This is a genomic window from Buttiauxella cochleicola, assembly GCF_021282405.1.
Taxonomy (GTDB): Bacteria; Pseudomonadota; Gammaproteobacteria; order Enterobacterales; family Enterobacteriaceae; genus Buttiauxella; species Buttiauxella massiliensis.
The window spans coordinates 14,998-34,580 of sequence record NZ_JAJSOU010000016.1; the positions used below are offsets into that span (position 1 = coordinate 14,998).

A 19,583-nucleotide genomic window follows, 5' to 3' on the forward strand; every position below is an offset into this window, starting at 1 on the left:
CGATAGCGGGTTACTGGAAGGGTAATTAGGCATGCAGAAAGAACAGCTTTCCGCTTTAATGGATGGGGAAACTCTGGATAGCGAACTGCTCGGTACTTTGTCGAAGGACAAAACATTGCAGAACAGCTGGGAGAGCTACCACCTAATCCGCGATACTATGCGCGGCGATACCAGTGAATTACTTCATTTTGATATTGCAGCCAATGTCATGGCCGCGATTGAAAATGAGCCAGTGCGTAATGTCACGCCACTCATTACTGAACAGCAGCCCGAACCTCAGCAATGGCAGAAAATGTCATTCTGGAATAAGGTTCGTCCGTGGGCAAGCCAACTCACCCAAATGGGCGTTGCAGCGTGCGTATCGCTTGCGGTAATCGTCGGGGTGCAGCACTATAATGGTCAGTCTGACAACCCTGCTCAGCCCGAGGCTCCGGTGTTTAACACCTTGCCGATGATGGGTAAAGCGAGTCCGGTAAGTTTGGGTGTGCCGTCTGACAGCACAGCCAGCACAGGTCAGCAGCAGGTACAGGAACAGCGTCGACGTATCAATGCCATGTTGCAAGATTACGAATTGCAGCGTCGTTTACACGCCGAGCAACTCCAGTTTGAACAGGCACAAACCCAGCAAGCTGCGGTACAAGTGCCAGGAAACCAAACTTTAGGAACTCAATCGCAGTAATGAAGCAACTTTGGTATGCCCTGTCTCTTATGACAAGCAGCCTGTTGTTCACCTCAAATGCCTCGGCGGACACTGTTTCGTCCGGGGCATTGTTGCAGCAGATGAACCAGGCAAGTCAGTCACTCAATTATGAGTTGGCATTTATCAGCATTAATAAGCAGGGGATAGAATCTTTACGCTATCGCCATGCAAGGCTTGATAATCGTCCGCTTGCTCAATTGCTTCAGATGGATGGCCCACGTCGTGAGGTTGTCCAGCGTGGCAGTGAAATCAGCTATTTTGAACCAGGACTTGAGCCGTTTACGCTCACTGGGGATTACATCGTTGATTCGCTCCCATCAATCGTCTACACCGATTTCAAACGTCTCACCCCTTATTACGACTTCATCTCTGTTGGGCGTACACGTATAGCCGATCGCCTGTGTGAAGTCATTCGTGTTGTGGCACGAGACGGTACACGTTACAGCTATATGGTTTGGATGGACTCTGAAACCAAATTACCACTGCGTGTTGATTTGCTGGATCGTGATGGCGAAACGTTGGAACAATTCCGCGTTATTTCTTTCAACGTTAGCAAAGAAGCAAATACCATGATGCAAAGTCTGGCAAAGGCAAATTTACCGCCATTGCTGTCGGTTCCAGGTGCTGAGAAAGTCAATTTCTCCTGGGCACCGACCTGGTTGCCACAAGGTTTTAGCGAGGTATCCAGCAGCCGTCGTCCATTGCCAACTGTTGACGTCCCGATTGAATCACGTCTCTATTCTGATGGCTTGTTTAGCTTCTCAGTAAACATTAGCCGCGCTGTAAGTAATAGTACCGATCAGCTATTACGCACGGGTCGCCGTACGGTCAGTTCTGAGGTTCGTGACAAAACTGAGATCACCATTGTGGGTGAATTACCTCCGCAAACAGCAAAACGTATTGCTGACAGTATCAAATTCAAGGCTGCGCAATGATCAAAGAGTGGGCAACAGTTGTCTCCTGGCAAAAAGGTGAAGCATTGCTGAGCTGTGATGTAAAAGCGTCATGCAGCAGCTGTGCTTCACGCGCTGGCTGCGGTAGTCGCATACTCAATAAGCTTGGCCCGCAAACCAATCACACCTTATCAGTTGCGTGTGATACGCCGCTGGTGGCCGGTCAAAAAGTCGAATTGGGCATTGCTGAAGGTAGCCTGATTGGTTCTGCCTTACTGGTTTACATGTCACCGTTGGTCGGTTTATTTCTGGTTTCAGCTCTCTTCCAGGCCCTGTTTGGGACAAACCTTGCAGCGATTTGTGGTGCGTTGCTGGGTGGGGTTGGCGGTTTTCTTATCGCGCGCGGCTTCTCTTTGAAGCTCAGTCGTCGTGAAACCTGGCAGCCTGTTATTTTAAGCGTTGCTCTGCCGCCTGATGCACTGAGAGTCGAAACGGTTACTTCTGCGGACAATCGGTGAAGCCTCTTCTACCCACGATCTATTTGACACACATTCCACCGGCTTTTCATCACTCAGCTACGCTTGCATGATGACCTGTTTCCTCGCTTTCTCGTTGTAGTGTAGAATGCGGCGTTTCAGGCAAAAGACAGCCATTGACATCATGCTCTGTACAGCGCATTGCGCCGAGCTTTCCCGGATTTGTAAGGCATAAAACCTCTAACTATGAAGAATATACGTAACTTTTCTATTATTGCCCACATCGACCACGGCAAATCGACGCTGTCTGACCGTATTATCCAAATTTGCGGCGGCTTGTCCGACCGTGAAATGGAAGCCCAGGTTCTTGACTCCATGGATCTGGAGCGTGAACGTGGTATTACCATCAAAGCGCAAAGCGTTACGCTGGATTACAAAGCATCTGATGGTGAAACTTACCACCTGAATTTCATCGACACCCCAGGCCACGTTGACTTCTCTTATGAAGTATCCCGCTCTCTTGCAGCCTGTGAAGGTGCATTGCTGGTGGTGGATGCCGGGCAGGGTGTAGAAGCTCAGACACTGGCAAACTGCTACACCGCGATGGAAATGGATCTGGAAGTGGTTCCAGTTCTAAACAAAATTGACCTGCCAGCAGCTGATCCAGAACGTGCTGCGCAAGAAATTGAAGACATCGTCGGCATCGACGCCGCCGATGCTGTGCGCTGCTCGGCAAAAACTGGTTTTGGTGTGACGGATGTTCTTGAACGCCTGGTGCGTGATATCCCAGGCCCTGAAGGTGATCCGGAAGCGCCATTGCAGGCACTGATCATTGACTCATGGTTCGATAACTATCTTGGCGTTGTTTCTCTGGTGCGTATCAAAAACGGTACCATGAGAAAAGGCGACAAAATCAAAGTAATGAGCACCGGCCAGGTTTATAACGCTGACCGTCTGGGAATTTTCACACCGAAACGTGTTGATCGTGATGTTCTGGGCTGTGGTGAAGTTGGCTGGTTGGTTTGTGCAATCAAAGACATTCTCGGCGCACCGGTCGGCGATACCCTGACCCTTTCGCGTAACCCGGCAGATAAAGCGCTGCCAGGCTTTAAAAAAGTGAAGCCGCAGGTTTATGCAGGTCTGTTCCCGGTTAGCTCAGACGATTACGAAAACTTCCGTGATGCGCTTGGCAAGCTTAGCCTGAACGATGCTTCCCTGTTCTATGAACCAGAAAGCTCCACTGCGTTGGGCTTTGGTTTCCGCTGTGGCTTCCTGGGTCTGCTGCACATGGAAATCATTCAGGAGCGTCTGGAGCGTGAATACGATCTTGATCTGATTACCACTGCACCTACCGTAGTTTACGAAGTCGAAACCACGACCGGCGAAACTATCTATGTTGATAGCCCATCTAAACTGCCAGCACTGAATAACATCGCAGAGCTGCGCGAGCCAATTGCAGAATGTCATATGCTGATGCCGCAGGAATATCTGGGCAGCGTTATCACTCTGTGTATCGAAAAACGCGGTGTGCAGACCAACATGGTTTACCACGGTAACCAGGTTGCATTGACTTACGAAATTCCAATGGCTGAAGTGGTTCTCGACTTCTTCGACCGTCTGAAATCAACATCCCGCGGCTATGCTTCTCTGGATTACAACTTCAAACGCTTCCAGACTTCTGACATGGTGCGTGTTGATGTACTGATTAACGGCGATCGTGTGGATGCCCTGGCATTGATCACGCACCGTGGTAACTCGCAGTTCCGTGGCCGTCAGTTGGTTGAGAAGATGCAAGAGCTGATCCCACGCCAGCAATTTGATATTGCGATTCAGGCGGCTATTGGCGCACATATCATCGCGCGTTCTACTGTTAAACAGTTGCGTAAAAACGTATTGGCAAAATGCTACGGCGGTGACGTCAGCCGTAAGAAAAAGCTGTTGCAGAAACAGAAAGACGGTAAGAAGCGTATGAAGCAAGTCGGTAACGTCGAATTGCCTCAGGAAGCGTTCCTCGCCATTCTGCACGTCGGCAAAGACAGCAAATAAATTAAGGAGTTGGCATGGCGAATATGTTTGCGCTAATCCTCGTGATAGCGACGCTGGTAACAGGCCTTTTATGGTGTATTGATAAATTTATCTTTGCGCCAAAGCGTCATGAAAAACAGGCGGCAGCGCAAGCTGCCACTGGTGATGCACTTGATAGCAAAACGCTAAAAAAAGTCGCACCTAAGCCAGGTTGGTTAGAAACGGGGGCATCCGTATTCCCGGTGCTCGCTATTGTCTTGATCGTACGTTCATTTATTTATGAGCCATTCCAGATTCCATCAGGATCAATGATGCCAACGTTATTAATTGGCGACTTTATCCTGGTGGAGAAATTTGCTTACGGTATTAAAGATCCGATTTACCAGAAAACGCTCATAGAAACGGGTCACCCAAAACGCGGTGATATTGTGGTGTTCAAATATCCACAAGATCCACGTCTGGATTACATCAAGCGTGCCGTTGGTTTACCGGGCGATCGCGTCAGTTACGATCCAGTGGCAAAAGAAGTCACTATTCAGCCAAATTGCAGTTCAGGTCAGGCATGTGATAACGCTCTGCCAATTACCTACAGCAATGTAGAGCCAAGTGATTTTGTGCAGACTTTTGCGCGTCGTAATGGCAGTGAAGCTAATTCTGGTTTCTTCCAGTTGCCGCTGAACCAGACTAAAGAAGACGGGATTCGCCTGTCTGAGCGCAAAGAAACACTGGGCGATGTAACTCACCGTATTTTAACTGTGCCAATCGCTCAAGACCAACTGGGTATGTATTACCAGCAACCGGGCCAGCAACTTGCTACGTGGATTGTGCCACCGGGCCATTATTTCATGATGGGTGATAACCGCGATAACAGCGCTGATAGCCGTTATTGGGGCTTTGTTCCTGAGGCAAATCTGGTAGGTAAAGCAACCACTATCTGGATGAGTTTTGAGAAACAAGAGGGTGAATGGCCAACGGGTGTTCGCTTAAGTCGTATTGGCGGAATTCATTGATCAATTAAATCCATTCAGATAACGACTTTCTATGTCGTTATCTATAGAATATCCCCCCGTATTAAGGTTGGCTCCCATAAGGGAGCCACGGCAAACGAAACAGCGTTGGTTCTCTTTTTCAGGTCTGTTCCGTGTGCTGAATAATTGACGCATTCATTAATTGGTATCGCATGAACCCCATCGTAATTAATAGGCTGCAGCGTAAGCTGGGCTACACTTTTGTACATCAGGATCTGTTGCAGCAGGCATTAACGCATCGCAGTGCCAGCAGCAAGCACAATGAGCGTCTGGAATTTCTGGGTGACTCCATTCTTAGCTACGTTATTGCAAACGCGCTTTACCATCGTTTCCCTCGTGTAGACGAAGGTGATATGAGTCGTATGCGTGCAACGCTTGTTCGTGGAAATACACTGGCAGAAATTGCCCGTGAATTTGAATTAGGCGAATGTCTGCGCCTTGGGCCGGGTGAGTTGAAAAGTGGTGGTTTCCGCCGCGAATCTATTCTGGCCGATACCGTCGAAGCCTTAATTGGTGGTGTTTTCCTCGACAGCGATATCCAGAATGTTGAGCGTTTAATTCTTTCCTGGTATCAATCTCGTCTGGATGAAATTAGCCCAGGCGATAAGCAAAAAGACCCTAAGACGCGTCTGCAAGAATATTTGCAGGGTCGCCACTTGCCACTGCCAGCTTATTTGGTCGTACAGGTTCGTGGTGAAGCGCACGATCAGGAATTTACCATTCACTGTCAGGTGAGTGGCCTGCCTGAGCCGGTGATTGGTACCGGTTCAAGCCGCCGTAAAGCGGAACAGGCTGCAGCTGAGCAGGCGCTTATCAAGCTGGAGCTGGAATAATGAGCGAAGAACAAACCTTTTGCGGATTCGTGGCCATCGTTGGTCGCCCGAATGTCGGCAAATCCACGCTGCTAAACCAGTTGCTTGGGCAAAAAATCTCTATCACTTCCCGTAAAGCGCAGACCACGCGTCACCGCATTATGGGCATCCATACTGAAGGCCCGTATCAGGCGATCTACGTTGATACCCCGGGGCTGCATATGGAAGAAAAGCGCGCCATCAACCGCCTGATGAACAAAGCTGCCAGCAGCTCCATCGGTGACGTTGAACTGGTTATCTTCGTGGTTGAAGGCACTAAGTGGACCGCCGACGATGAGATGGTGCTCAACAAACTGCGTGACGCGCGCGCGCCGGTAATTCTTGCGGTGAACAAAGTCGATAACGTTCAGGACAAAGGCATTTTGTTGCCGCACCTGCAATTCCTCGGCAGCCAGATGAACTTCCTTGATATCGTGCCTATTTCTGCGGAACACGGTATGAACGTAGACACCATTGCAAGCATTGTTCGCAAGCGTCTACCAGAAGCAATTCATCACTTCCCGGAAGAATACATCACTGACCGTTCACAGCGTTTCATGGCGTCTGAGATCATCCGTGAAAAACTGATGCGTTTCCTGGGCGCGGAACTGCCATATTCCGTTACCGTTGAAATTGAACAGTTTGTAGAGAATGCTCGTGGTGGTTTCGACATCAATGGCCTGATTTTGGTAGAACGTGAAGGCCAGAAGAAGATGGTTATTGGCAACAAAGGCGCCAAAATCAAAACCATCGGTATCGAAGCGCGTAAAGACATGGAAGAGATGTTTGAAGCCAAAATCCACCTTGAACTGTGGGTTAAGGTGAAATCCGGTTGGGCAGACGACGAGCGCGCGCTGCGTAGCCTGGGTTATACCGACGATCTGAAATAAGAAAATGGAAGGCTGGCAACGGGCTTTTGTCCTGCATAGTCGCCCCTGGAGCGAAACCAGCCTTCTACTTGATCTTTTTTCTGAAGAGTCCGGGCGCGTTCGTTTAATTGCGAAAGGCGCTCGTTCTCGCCGCTCTAATCTCAAAGGGACTCTACAACCCTTTACCCCCTTGCTGGTTCGCTGGGGCGGGCGCGGAGAAGTTAAAACACTCCGTAGCGCCGAAGCTGTCTCGCTTGCACTTCCCTTGAGTGGTATCACGCTTTACAGCGGCCTGTACGTAAACGAGCTGATTTCACGCGTGCTGGAAGACGAAACCCGTTTCTCCGAATTATTCTTCGATTACCTCCACTGTATTCAGGCTCTCGCTGGAACGAGCGGTTCACCCGAGCCCGCTTTACGCCGTTTTGAATTAGCTCTGCTTGGGCATCTGGGTTATGGCGTGGATTTTCTGCATTGCGCAGGAAGCGGCGAAGAAGTCAGCGATACCATGACCTATCGATACCGTGAAGAAAAAGGCTTTATCGCAAGCCTTGTTGTCGATCATTACAGCTTCACCGGACATGAATTAAGAGCGCTTGCTAACCGTGAGTTTCCTGACGTCGCCACGTTGCGCGCGGCTAAACGTTTTACGCGTATGGCCTTAAAACCCTATCTTGGCGGCAAACCTCTCAAAAGCCGCGAATTGTTCCGCCAGTTTGTGCCCAAAATTCGACCACTCAAATCACCTCAAGACCCGCAATAACGCAAGGCCCGTAGCCACGCTTTCCTTACCCGGTGTAAACTGCCTCAACTAAAACCGTTCTGACCTCGAGGATTGTCATGGCTGAATTACTGTTAGGCGTCAATATCGATCACATCGCAACTTTACGTAATGCGCGCGGTACGGCATACCCAGACCCAGTACAAGCAGCATTTATCTGTGAACAAGCTGGTGCTGATGGCATTACGGTTCACTTGCGTGAAGATCGCCGCCATATCACCGACCGTGATGTTCGTATCCTGCGTCAGACTCTTGATACACGCATGAACCTTGAAATGGCTGTAACCGAAGAGATGATTGGTATTGCTTGCGAAACCAAACCTCATTTCTGCTGCCTGGTGCCGGAAAAACGTCAGGAAGTGACCACTGAAGGTGGTCTGGATGTTGCTGGTCAGCTGGATAAAATGCGTGATGCCTGCAAACGCCTGGCTGATGCCGGTATTCTGGTTTCCCTGTTTATTGATGCTGACCACGCGCAAATTGATGCGGCTGTCGCTGTTGGCGCGCCATATATCGAAATTCATACTGGTTGCTACGCAGATGCAAAAGACGAAGCGACTCAGGCCAAAGAACTGGCGCGCATTGCGGAAGCGGCAACGTACGCCGCTGGTAAAGGGCTGAAAGTGAATGCGGGGCACGGTTTGACTTATCACAATGTGAAAGCCATTGCTCGCCTGCCAGAAATGCATGAGCTGAATATTGGTCACGCGATTATTGGCCGTGCGGTGATGAGTGGCCTGAAAGAGGCAGTGGCAGAAATGAAACGCCTGATGCAGGAAGCGCGTAGCTAATGGCGATTCTTGGCCTGGGCACCGATATTGTGGAGATTGCGCGTATTGAAGGCGTTATCTCGCGTTCGGGAGACCGACTGGCAAAGCGTGTACTCAGTGCCAACGAATGGCTGCAATATCAGGCGCACCAGCAACCGGTGCGCTTTTTGGCTAAACGTTTTGCAGTAAAAGAAGCGGCGGCGAAGGCGTTTGGAACGGGTATTCGCAACGGCCTGGCGTTTAACCAGTTTGAAGTGTTTAACGATCCGTTGGGTAAACCGCAATTACGTTTTTGGGAAGAGGCCGAGCGAGTCGCGCAAAAATTAGGTGTGCGTTCAGTGCATGTGACGCTTGCTGATGAGCGCCACTATGCCTGCGCAACAGTCATTATTGAGAGCTAAAGCTTGTCGGCGTGATGCAACTGGACAAATTTGTCCCACAGTTGCTCTTCGTTCTCAATGCGAGCCGGATCTTTGATGATGGTATTCGGGATCGGGCAGACTTTCTGGCAGGTTGGCGTTTCGTAATGCCCAACGCACTCGGTACAACGATCGGCGTTGATCTCATAAATACTATCGCCCATGGAAATGGCCTCGTTCGGGCACTCCGGCTCGCACATATCGCAGTTGATACATTTTTTAGTGATAAGTAGCGCCATGGGAAGATCTCGATAACATCAGAAACAGGGCGGGCATTATACGCCCAATCCCCGATCAAACCAGTTTTTTTACCAGTGCTTCACTGTGCCGAATACGCTTCGGTGCGTGCTCCAGATCCCTCTGTACCAGCGCCATAAACAGTAAATCGGTTAGCATCATCTGCGCGCTGGTGGAGGATATTGCCGCACTGCGTGTCGCCTGCTCTTCGGCGATGGTGTACAGACACAGCGTCGCGCGCTGCTGTAAAGCATTTGGCGTAAAGCCTGTGATGGCGAGGATCTTCGCGCCGGTGCGCAGGGTTTCATCTGCCGCGAGGTTTATCTCACGCCGTTCACCAGAATAAGAAATCGCCAGTAATACATCGTCACTGCTTGAGGCTTGTGCCGTCGCAAGTAGCGCATGCATGTCTTGCTCTGCCACTGCATTAATCCCGATTTTCATCAGCTTCCAGGCAAAGTTTTTGGCAACCAGCCCGGATGCACCGATGCCAACCAGCAGCACGCGTCGCGCGTCGCGCAGCATATTCACGCTCGCCAGTAGCTTTTCTTCGCTGTTGACATCAAGTGTTGCGTGCATCGCTGCCATATTATCTTTGATCAGTTTCTCGCCCACCAGCCGCAGCGGATCGTCTCCAAGAATAAGATTATGTACCGCGACTGATTGTGGTTGCTGGCCGCTGGCCATCGCTTCACTAATAGCGAGTTTCAGGGCAGGGAAGCCTTTGAACCCCAGTTTTTGGGAAAACTTCACCACGCTTGACTGGCTCACACCGGCTTCAGTAGCAAGCTGCTGAGAACTTAAATGGCGGGCGTAGTCGGGCTTTTCGAGCAGAAAGTCGGCCAGTTTACGGTCACTCTGTGCAAGCGTTGAGTAGCGGCTTCGGATACGCAGTAAACAGTTCATGTCCTCTCCAGTCTGCCGGGTCAATAATGTGAGCCGCTCCATAATAACGTAAATTACGCTCGCCTGAATGAATTTTATATTCCATTATGTTGGAACAGTAAGGAATTAAATATTCAAAGGTGCATGATGAATCTCGGCTCACTCGTTTCTGAAACTCGTAATCCACAAACAATGGATCTCGATTGCCTCTCAACACTCGAAATGGTTGAGCGTTTTAATCAACAAGACGCTCTGGTGGCGGGGGCAGTTGAAAAAACATTGCCGGAAGTTGCTCTTGCCGTCGATGCCGCAAGTGAATCACTCAAGGCTGGCGGGCGTTTGATTTATATGGGCGCGGGAACCAGTGGGCGTCTTGGCGTTCTGGATGCCTCCGAATGCCCACCAACGTTTGGTGTTCCGCACGGTTTGGTCATTGGCTTAATTGCGGGTGGTCCAGGGGCATTGCTGAAAGCCGTCGAAGGTGCCGAAGATAACCAGCAATTGGGTGAAGACGATCTGAAAGCATTAGACCTGACGGCTAACGATATGGTGGTTGGGCTTGCAGCGTCCGGCCGCACGCCCTATGTGATTGGCGGCCTGCGTTATGCGCGTAACCTTGGTTGCCGTACTGCCGCCATTTCCTGTAACCCGGGTTCCGCTATTGCGCAGGAAGCTGAAATTGCTATTTCTCCGGTCGTCGGCCCGGAAGCGTTGACCGGTTCTACTCGTCTGAAATCTGGCACTGCGCAGAAGCTCGTATTGAATATGATTTCCACTGGCGCGATGGTCAAATTAGGGAAGGTTTACCAGAACCTGATGGTGGATATGAAAGCCACCAATATCAAGCTGGTGGACCGCGCCTGCCGTATTGTTGTTGAGGCTACCGGTGCTGCTCGTATCGATGCCGAAAACGCGCTCAAACAAACTGATTATGAAGTAAAACCCGCCATTCTTATGATACTCACCGGCGTGGATGCTCAAACCGCGCAAGTGCGCCTGGCTGATAGCCACGGTTATCTCCGCTCCGCCTTAAAATAAAGGTACTGAATCATGGATAAGACAGCGGCTCTGGCCAGTGAGATTTTGCTCGGCATCGGTGGGCAGGCAAACATCGCCCGTCTCGAAAACTGCATGACCCGCGTGCGGGTAGAAGTGAATGACGATGACCTGCTGGATATTGCTGGTCTGAAAAAACTGCCAGGTGTCAGCGGTTATGTGAAACAGGGCCAGCAGCATCAGCTGATTGTCGGGCCAGGGCGTGCCGCACAAGTAGTGGATGCCATGCGCGAGCTGCTGCAAAGCAGCGGGCAGGTCATCACAGCAGAAGATGATATTGCGCAGAATAAGGCTCAAGCCAAAGCGCGTTACCAGGCGCCGATGAGCGAAGCGCTGCGTAAACTGGCTAATGTCTTTATTCCATTGATTCCAGCTTTTATTGCATCGGGTCTGATTACTGGAATTATCAACATTCTGAAGCGCCCGGATATTGTTGGCGACATGGCCACCCAGTACCCGAACATTCTCGGCTTACTCGCCATCTTCGGTAGCGCCGTGTTTGCTATCATGAATATTCTGGTGGGCGTCAACGCGGCCAAAGTATTCGGCGGTTCGATGGCGATGGGTGGCGTGATGGCGGGGATACTTTCCAGCCCGCAACTCGCGCAAATCCATCTGTTTGGTGAAAACCTCCAGCCTGGCCGCGGCGGCGTTATCGCCGTGTTGCTGGTGGTAGCGTTGATGTGCTGGATTGAAAAACGCTTACGCAAGTTGTTGCCCGGTTCAATTGAGCTGATCCTCAACCCGCTCCTGACGACTTTGATTACCGCTTCGATTGCTATTGTTGCTTTGCAACCGTTGGGTGGCCTGATTTCTGATGCGATTGCTCACGGCGCCACAATGGCAATCGACAAAGGTGGTCTGGTGGTTGGCGCGGTGCTTTCCGGCGCATTCTTGCCATTGGTGCTTTCGGGTTTGCATCAGGGGCTGGTGCCGATTCACGTTGAGCTTATCCAGACTCACGGGCAGAACGCCTTACTGCCAATTCTGGCGATGGCTGGGGTTGGGCAAGTTGGCGCTGCGCTTGCGGTCTACATGAAAACCCGCAATCAGCGGCTGAAAAAACTTATCAAAGGGGCATTGCCAGTCGGGCTGCTCGGTATTGGTGAACCGCTGATTTTCGGGGTGACTTTGCCGCTTGGTAAACCGTTTATTGGCGCGTGTTTGGGTGGTGCGGTTGGCGGGGCATTAATTAGCTACTGGAAAGTGGCGACGGTTATTACATTTGGCATTTCAGGTTTACCACTGGCATTAACCATTGTTACCGGAAAAGTGATGCTCTATCTGTTAGGCTTTCTGATAGCGGTTATCGCAGGGTTCTTATTTACGTGGTTTATGGGCTTTAACGATCCAGAGGAGTAACGTTTGACAACTCAGAGTGAGCGTCGGGTAGTATTTTTCGATTTAGATGGCACGCTTCATCAGCAGGATATGTTTGGCAGCTTCTTGCGCTTCCTGCTGCGTCATCAGCCTCTCAATCTGTTACTTGTCATTCCGCTTTTGCCGGTGATAGGTGGCGCGTTGCTGATTAAAGGACGTGCTGCTCGCTGGCCAATGAGCCTGTTACTGTGGGGGGCGACCTTTGGTCATAGCGAAACGCGCCTCAAGCAGTTGGAAGCAAACTTCGTCACCTGGTTCCGTGGGCAAGTTACAGCTTTTCCTGTTGTGCAGCAGCGCCTTACCGATTACCTGACAAGCTCAGATGCTGATGTCTGGCTGATTACTGGCTCACCGCAACCGCTGGTGCAGCAGGTGTATTTCGATACTCCCTGGTTACCGAAAGTGAAGCTGATTGCCAGCCAAATCAAGCGTTCCCACGGTGGGTGGGTGCTCACATTACGTTGCCTTGGGCATGAAAAAGTCTCACAGCTGGAACAGCAAATCGGCACACCTTTGCAACTCTACAGCGGTTACAGCGACAGCAACCAGGATAACCCTCTGCTCTATTTTTGCCAGCACCGCTGGCGGGTTACGCCGCAAGGTCAGTTACAGCAGCTCGAATAATTCCGTCTGGCATAACGACTGTGTATAATGCGCGCCCGAATATAGGCCGGAGAATCCCTTGTCAGAAAGCGAATTGAACCACGAACACTGGATGCGCCATGCGCTAACCCTTGCCCGCCGTGCGTGGGAAGAAGGTGAAGTTCCTGTCGGTGCAGTGCTGGTCCATAACAACCTGGTGATTGGTGAAGGTTGGAACCGCTCTATCGGGCGACACGATCCGACAGCCCATGCTGAAATTATGGCGTTGCGTCAGGGCGGTTTGGTGCTGCAAAACTACCGACTGCTGGAAACAACACTTTATGTCACCCTCGAACCATGCGTTATGTGTGCAGGTGCGATGGTGCATGGACGTATCGGAAACCTGGTGTTTGGTGCGCGTGATGCTAAGACCGGAGCAATTGGATCTCTGATGGACGTGGTAGGGCACCCTGGTATGAATCACCAGGTTATGGTGACTGAGGGCGTACTGGCAGAAGAGTGCTCGGCAATGTTAAGTGATTTTTTTCGAGCCCGCCGTCTGGAGAAAAAGGCCCTAAAGGAAAAGGCCCGTAGCTCGGAGTAGCTAGTTCTACAGGAGCTACTGCCGGGTAAGCTTCGGCATATTTTTCTTCTTGCGCTACCTGTTTCTCTTTTTCAAGCAAATATCCCGCAAGGCTAATGTGATACTTACGGATATTTTCCACATAGGCGTACGCCTCATGACCACGGGCGTAGCCATAAGTCGTTTTGCTGTAATACTGTTTTTGGCTCAGTAGCGGCAGCCGAGTTTTGACATCCGCCCAACTGTCCGGGTTACCTTTCTGCTTCGCCGTAAGCTGACGGGCATCAAGCATATGCGCATACCCCATATTATATGCCGTCAGAGCAAACCAAATACGCTCCTCCTCTGGCACGCTATCGGGCACTTTTGACATCATATCTTTCAGATAACGACTCCCACCTTCAATGCTTTGCTCTGGGTCTAAGCGGTCAGTAACACCGAGACTTTGCGCGGTATTTTTGGTCAGCATCATGAGCCCGCGCACGCCAGTTGGTGAGGTGGCCTGATCATCCCAGTGCGATTCCTGATACGAAATCGCCGCCAGCAAACGCCAGTCTATTTCAGTGGCATATTTTTCGAATAACGGCTGAAGCGTTGGTAGCACGGTATCAACCGCTTTTAGGAAGGTACGTGTATCTACGTAGTCAAAATCCCCAACGTGACCGAGATATTTCTCTTCAAGACGCGCAAAGGTGCCATCGCTATTAAGGCGGTTATAGAAATCGAGTAGCGCCGCGGAAAGGCTATCATCATTATCTAACGCGCTAAACCAGGTGACCGGCTGCTCGTCGGTCACATCCAGAGCGACAGCAAGCTGTGGATGGACGCGTTGGAAGGTGCTGATGGCAACAGAGTCCGCAATGGTAAAGGCAATCTCTCCATCAACCACTTTTTGCATCAGTTCAGTGCTGCTGTGTTGTTCATCGACTCGCCAGCTTAAATCCGGGAATTTTTCTGCTTTCAGCTTGTTCAAAGCATTAAGTGAAGTTACGCCAGGCGACAGTACCAGTTGGTTATCTTTGACACCTGCCAGCGTTTTGGGGCGTGGGCTGCCGATGCGATAAACCATCTGCTGAGAAACTGAATAGTATGCTGGTCCAGCTTGATAACGCTGACCGCGTTGCGCGTTATAGACCAGTCCTGCCGCAATCACATCGGCATCGTTATTATCAATGTCATCAAACAGTTCCTGGATATTCGGACGAACGGTGACTTCCAGCTTTACGCCAAGGTAGTCAGCAAACTGCTGAGCCAACTCGTAATCGAGGCCTATTTTTTTGCCTTGATAAAGGGTGTAGGTCAGCGGTGACTCAATAGTACTGACGCGTAAAACCCCCCGCGATTGAATAGCGGCGATACGGTTTTCGGCTTGTCCGAACCAGGGTATGGAGGGCCAGAGCGCCACTGCCAGCAACACGGTTACGGCACCGATGAGCAGATAATTAATCTTAAATCTTTTCAAATAGTTAATCTTCTGCGGTGCGTCGAGTCTTCGCTAACAACAGGCTTCAAAAGTTGAGGTTATACAAAAAGGTGTGGCGCATTTTGCTTAACAAAACGCCACCGCGCAACTTATTCAACATTTCTGGCTGAATTTTAACCAATGAAAAGTAATCCACTTATTTCTACGCAAACGGTTTCGTCGCGGCGGCGGATTATCTATAATGGCGCCCGTTTTCCCCTTGCGCCCACTGAAGCGTCCCCCTGGCGTTTCGAAGACGAGAGATCTTTGATGATGGAAATTCTGCGTGGTTCGCCCGCTTTATCGGCATTTCGTATTAACAAATTACTGGCCCGCTTTAATGACGCCAACCTTCCGGTCAGCGACATTTATGCCGAGTATGTTCACTTTGCCGATCTCGACGCGCCGTTAACGGCTGAAGAGCACGCCCGTCTGCAACGGTTGTTGAAATATGGTCCAACCCTTGCCGACCACGCCCCGACCGGCGACCTGATTCTGGTCACGCCGCGTCCTGGCACCATCTCACCCTGGTCCTCCAAAGCCACCGACATTGCCCACAACTGCGATCTGGCCAAAGTTAAGCGCCTTGAGCGCGGCGTGGCGTATTACATCACTGCCAGCACGTTGACCGATGCACAGCGCCAGGAAGTTGCCGCGCTGCTACACGACCGCATGATGGAAAGCGTATTTGGTTCGCTTGATGGTGCACAGCAGTTGTTCTCTCATCACACGCCTGCGCCGGTGCAAAGTGTTGACCTGCTCACGCAAGGTCGCGAAGCACTGGTTGAAGCCAACATCCGTTTAGGGCTGGCTTTAGCAGAAGATGAGATCGACTACTTACAGGATGCGTTCACCAAACTGGGGCGCAACCCGAACGACATCGAGCTGTATATGTTCGCGCAGGCCAACTCCGAACATTGCCGCCACAAAATCTTTAACGCCGACTGGGTTATTGACGGCGTTGAACAGCCTAAATCGCTGTTTAAAATGATTAAAAACACCTTCGAGAAAAACCCTGAGTACGTGTTATCAGCTTATAAAGATAACGCCGCAGTCATGGAAGGCTCACAGGTTGGGCGCTTCTTTGCCGACCACGAAGCGGGCCGCTACGACTATCACCAGGAAGATGCTCATATCCTGATGAAAGTCGAAACCCACAACCACCCAACAGCTATTTCTCCATGGCCGGGTGCTGCAACTGGTTCCGGTGGTGAAATCCGTGATGAAGGTGCAACGGGCCGTGGTGCTAAACCGAAAGCGGGTCTGGTAGGTTTCTCGGTATCAAACCTGCGCATTCCAGGTTTTGAACAGCCTTGGGAAGAAGATTTCGGCAAACCCGATCGTATCGTCACCGCGCTGGATATCATGACTGATGGCCCTCTGGGTGGTGCGGCGTTTAACAACGAATTCGGTCGCCCGGCTCTGACTGGCTACTTCCGTACTTACGAAGAGAAAGTGAATAGCCATAACGGCGAAGAGTTACGTGGTTACCACAAGCCAATCATGCTGGCTGGTGGCATCGGTAACATTCGTGCCGACCACGTTCAGAAAGGCGAAATTACCGTGGGCGCGAAACTTATTGTGCTCGGTGGCCCATCAATGAATATTGGTCTGGGTGGCGGTGCTGCATCCTCTATGGCATCCGGTCAATCTGACGCAGATCTGGATTTTGCATCCGTACAGCGTGACAACCCAGAAATGGAACGTCGCTGCCAGGAAGTTATCGACCGTTGCTGGGAACTGGGCGATGCCAACCCAATTCTGTTTATTCACGATGTGGGCGCAGGTGGTCTTTCCAACGCCATGCCTGAACTGGTTAGCGATGGCGGTCGTGGTGGTCGTTTTGAACTGCGCGATATTCTGAACGACGAACCTGGCATGAGCCCGCTGGAAGTGTGGTGTAACGAATCCCAGGAACGTTATGTTCTGGCGGTTGCGCCAGACCAGTTGCCGCTGTTTGACGAACTGTGCCGCCGTGAACGTGCGCCATATGCCGTCATCGGTGAAGCGACTGAAGAAAAACACCTGACGCTTAACGACAGCCATTTCGACAACCAGCCTATTGATATGCCGCTGGACGTGCTGCTCGGCAAAACGCCGAAAATGGAACGTAACGTTGAAACCCTGAAAGCGAAGGGCGACGCGCTGGACACTCGCAACATCACCATCGCAGATGCAGTTAACCGCGTATTGCACTTGCCGACCGTTGCTGAGAAAACCTTCCTTGTGACCATCGGCGACCGTTCCGTTACCGGCATGGTGGCGCGTGATCAGATGGTTGGCCCGTGGCAAATCCCGGTCGCTAACTGTGCGGTCACCACCGCAAGCCTCGATAGCTATTACGGCGAAGCGATGTCGCTTGGCGAGCGTGCTCCGGTTGCGCTGCTCGACTTCGCAGCATCGGGCCGCCTGGCTGTTGGTGAAGCACTGACCAACATTGCAGCTACGCAAATTGGCGCGCTCAATCGCATTAAACTCTCCGCAAACTGGATGTCCGCCGCAGGTCACCCTGGTGAAGACGCTGGTCTTTATGAAGCGGTAAAAGCAGTGGGTGAAGAACTTTGTCCAACGCTTGGCCTGACCATTCCGGTCGGCAAAGATTCGATGTCGATGAAAACCCGCTGGCAGGAGGGCACCGAGCAACGCGAGATGACCTCTCCACTGTCGCTGGTTATCACCGCGTTTGCCCGTGTTGAAGATGTGCGCCGCACCGTAACGCCACAGCTGCAAACTGAAGATAACGCCCTGTTGCTGATTGATTTGGGCGCGGGCCATAACGCGCTGGGTGCAACGGCGCTGTCTCAGGTTTACCGTCAACTGGGCGACAAACCAGCCGATGTGCGCAGTGCTGAACAACTGAAAGGCTTCTTTAACGCGATTCAGGCGCTGGTGGCCGAACAGAAACTGCTGGCTTACCATGACCGTTCCGACGGCGGTCTGTTGGTTACTCTGGCAGAGATGGCATTTGCTGGTCACTGTGGCATGGAAGCGGATATCGCAACTTTAGGTAGCGACCATCTGGCGGCACTCTTTAATGAAGAGTTAGGTGCAGTAATCCAGGTGAGAGCGGCAGATCGCGAAGCGGTTGAGAAAACACTGGCAGACCACGGCCTGGCAGATTGTGTTCACTTCCTCGGTAAAGCTGTTATGGGTGACCGTTTCACGCTGACCGCTGATAAGCACACGGTGTTTAGCGAAAGCCGCACCACGCTTCGCATGTGGTGGGCAGAAACCACATGGCAGATGCAGCGCCTGCGTGATAACCCAGAATGTGCCGATCAAGAGCATGAAGCGAAAGCCAATGACAACGATCCTGGCCTGAACGTTAAGCTCAGCTTCGACATCAAAGAAGATATCGCGGCACCATTTATCGCTAAAGGTGCTCGTCCGAAAGTTGCCGTGCTGCGCGAGCAGGGTGTGAACTCCCACGTTGAAATGGCGGCAGCCTTCCACCGTGCGGGCTTTGATGCCATCGACGTGCACATGAGTGATTTACTGGCCGGTCGCCGTGGTCTGGAAGATTTCCAGGCGCTGGTGGCATGTGGCGGCTTCTCTTATGGTGACGTGCTGGGTGCAGGTGAAGGCTGGGCGAAGTCCATTCTCTTTAACTCACGGGTGCGTGACGAGTTTGAAACCTTCTTCCACCGTCCGCAAACCCTGGCTCTGGGCGTGTGTAACGGTTGCCAGATGATGTCGAACTTGCGTGAACTGATCCCGGGCAGCGATTTGTGGCCACGCTTTGTGCGTAACCACTCAGATCGCTTTGAAGCGCGTTTCAGCCTGGTTGAAGTGACTTCAAGCCCGTCGCTGCTGTTGCAAGGCATGGTCGGCTCACATATGCCAATCGCGGTTTCACACGGCGAAGGGCATGTGGAAGTGCGCGATGCGGCTCATCTGGCGGCACTGGAAAGCAAAGGTCTGGTGGCACTGCGCTTTATCGATAACTTCGGTAAAGTTACGCAGAATTACCCGGCGAACCCGAACGGTTCACCAAACGGTATCACTGCCGTAACCAACGAAAGTGGGCGTGTCACCATTATGATGCCGCACCCTGAGCGTGTGTTCCGTACTGTTAGCAACTCCTGGCACCCAGCCGAGTGGGGCGAAGATAGCCCGTGGATGCGTATTTTCCGCAATGCGCGTAAGCAACTTGGTTAAGCCTTAATAGAGTCCCTGCTTCGGCAGGGATTTTTTTGTCACTAAAACCCGACATTCACTATTTTTTACTGTCTCCAAATGGAGACGTTTAACATATTGATTTTAAAGGTCTGTGAGGTGGGGCTCTATTGGTGTTGCTAAATAGCGACAGTGCGCTCAAAAAATAGCCTATGTTATTCATGTGCGTTATTGCAAATAAACATAATGGAAACATTGATGTATGTAATTTGTAGCAACTGTGGCACATATAATGCATAATACTGCGCAGTGGCTCATTCACCTTCTTATGTCAGCCCCCGCAAGGGTTGTGCTACATAAACCATAGAATGATGCACTCAAGGTGCCTGCCGTCCGACTTTTGATTATTGCCAGTCTTGTACTGCTTTATCATGCTCCGGGCGAAACGTTGAGTAAGGCACCGCCTGATT

General features: G+C 51.3%; 18 protein-coding genes. 15 read left to right on the forward strand and 3 right to left on the reverse strand.

Features of this window, described 5'->3' with window-relative positions; all coding sequences use genetic code 11:
* Positions 1-31 precede the first annotated feature (31 nt).
* From rseA to acpS, 10 genes are all read left to right on the forward strand, one after another.
* The gene (gene rseA / locus LVQ79_RS18670) at positions 32-679 is read left to right on the forward strand and encodes an anti-sigma-E factor RseA (protein WP_064513130.1); all 648 of its coding nucleotides are present in this window, start codon (positions 32-34) and stop codon (positions 677-679) included.
* Positions 679-1,635, forward strand: a complete 957-nt coding sequence (gene rseB / locus LVQ79_RS18675; RefSeq protein ID WP_232866057.1) for a sigma-E factor regulatory protein RseB — start codon at positions 679-681, stop codon at positions 1,633-1,635. Before rseA ends, rseB begins: the two co-directional genes overlap by 1 nt.
* Complete coding sequence (rseC, locus tag LVQ79_RS18680; protein ID WP_232866059.1) at positions 1,632-2,111, forward strand: SoxR-reducing system protein RseC; 480 nt, start codon at positions 1,632-1,634, stop codon at positions 2,109-2,111. Before rseB ends, rseC begins: the two co-directional genes overlap by 4 nt.
* A 204-nt stretch (positions 2,112-2,315) precedes the next feature.
* On the forward strand, positions 2,316-4,115 hold the full coding sequence (lepA, locus tag LVQ79_RS18685; RefSeq protein ID WP_064513124.1) for a translation elongation factor 4: 1,800 nt from the start codon (positions 2,316-2,318) through the stop codon (positions 4,113-4,115).
* Between the two features lie 14 nt (positions 4,116-4,129).
* Positions 4,130-5,104 (forward strand): signal peptidase I, encoded by a 975-nt coding sequence (gene lepB, locus LVQ79_RS18690; RefSeq protein WP_034459309.1) that lies wholly within the window; start codon positions 4,130-4,132, stop codon positions 5,102-5,104.
* A 170-nt stretch (positions 5,105-5,274) separates the two neighbouring features.
* A complete protein-coding gene (gene rnc / locus LVQ79_RS18695; RefSeq protein WP_151995826.1) occupies positions 5,275-5,955 on the forward strand; it encodes a ribonuclease III in 681 nt (226 codons plus the stop codon).
* Positions 5,955-6,863, forward strand: a complete 909-nt coding sequence (gene era, locus LVQ79_RS18700; RefSeq protein ID WP_064513120.1) for a GTPase Era — start codon at positions 5,955-5,957, stop codon at positions 6,861-6,863. The genes rnc and era overlap by 1 nt, the downstream gene beginning before the upstream one ends.
* Positions 6,864-6,867: 4 nt before the next feature.
* Positions 6,868-7,605 carry a DNA repair protein RecO gene (gene recO, locus LVQ79_RS18705; protein ID WP_034459297.1) on the forward strand — a complete coding sequence of 246 codons (738 nt, stop codon included), beginning with the start codon at positions 6,868-6,870 and terminating at the stop codon, positions 7,603-7,605.
* Between the two features lie 77 nt (positions 7,606-7,682).
* Positions 7,683-8,414: a pyridoxine 5'-phosphate synthase gene (gene pdxJ / locus LVQ79_RS18710; protein ID WP_064560354.1), complete on the forward strand. Its 732-nt coding sequence runs from the start codon at positions 7,683-7,685 to the stop codon at positions 8,412-8,414.
* Entirely contained in the window at positions 8,414-8,794 is a 381-nt protein-coding gene (gene acpS / locus LVQ79_RS18715; protein ID WP_120065337.1) for a holo-ACP synthase, read from the forward strand. Before pdxJ ends, acpS begins: the two co-directional genes overlap by 1 nt.
* Here acpS and LVQ79_RS18720 read toward each other — a convergent pair.
* Positions 8,791-9,051, reverse strand: coding sequence for a YfhL family 4Fe-4S dicluster ferredoxin (locus LVQ79_RS18720; protein ID WP_064513115.1), 261 nt, complete (start codon positions 9,049-9,051; stop codon positions 8,791-8,793). The two genes, acpS and LVQ79_RS18720, sit on opposite strands and share 4 nt — an antisense overlap.
* A 55-nt stretch (positions 9,052-9,106) precedes the next feature.
* Positions 9,107-9,955, reverse strand: coding sequence for a MurR/RpiR family transcriptional regulator (locus LVQ79_RS18725; RefSeq protein WP_232866061.1), 849 nt, complete (start codon positions 9,953-9,955; stop codon positions 9,107-9,109).
* Between the two features lie 126 nt (positions 9,956-10,081).
* On the opposite strand from LVQ79_RS18725, the gene murQ reads away from it, so the two are divergent.
* From murQ to tadA, 4 genes are read left to right on the forward strand one after another with little or no spacing between them, the layout of a single operon-like run.
* Positions 10,082-10,972, forward strand: coding sequence for an N-acetylmuramic acid 6-phosphate etherase (murQ, locus tag LVQ79_RS18730; RefSeq protein WP_232866135.1), 891 nt, complete (start codon positions 10,082-10,084; stop codon positions 10,970-10,972).
* 12 nt (positions 10,973-10,984) lie between these two features.
* Positions 10,985-12,352: a PTS transporter subunit EIIC gene (locus LVQ79_RS18735; protein WP_232866062.1), complete on the forward strand. Its 1,368-nt coding sequence runs from the start codon at positions 10,985-10,987 to the stop codon at positions 12,350-12,352.
* Between the two features lie 3 nt (positions 12,353-12,355).
* A complete protein-coding gene (gene yfhb / locus LVQ79_RS18740) occupies positions 12,356-12,994 on the forward strand; it encodes a phosphatidylglycerophosphatase C (RefSeq protein ID WP_034459281.1) in 639 nt (212 codons plus the stop codon).
* A 58-nt stretch (positions 12,995-13,052) separates the two neighbouring features.
* Positions 13,053-13,556: a tRNA adenosine(34) deaminase TadA gene (gene tadA, locus LVQ79_RS18745; RefSeq protein ID WP_232866063.1), complete on the forward strand. Its 504-nt coding sequence runs from the start codon at positions 13,053-13,055 to the stop codon at positions 13,554-13,556.
* Here the strand turns inward: tadA and mltF are convergent.
* Complete coding sequence (gene mltF, locus LVQ79_RS18750; protein WP_232866064.1) at positions 13,441-14,997, reverse strand: membrane-bound lytic murein transglycosylase MltF; 1,557 nt, start codon at positions 14,995-14,997, stop codon at positions 13,441-13,443. The genes tadA and mltF overlap by 116 nt on opposite strands.
* Positions 14,998-15,267: 270 nt before the next feature.
* Between mltF and purL the strand changes: the two genes are divergently transcribed.
* A complete protein-coding gene (purL, locus tag LVQ79_RS18755) occupies positions 15,268-19,155 on the forward strand; it encodes a phosphoribosylformylglycinamidine synthase (protein ID WP_232866065.1) in 3,888 nt (1,295 codons plus the stop codon).
* Positions 19,156-19,583: the final 428 nt, after the last annotated feature.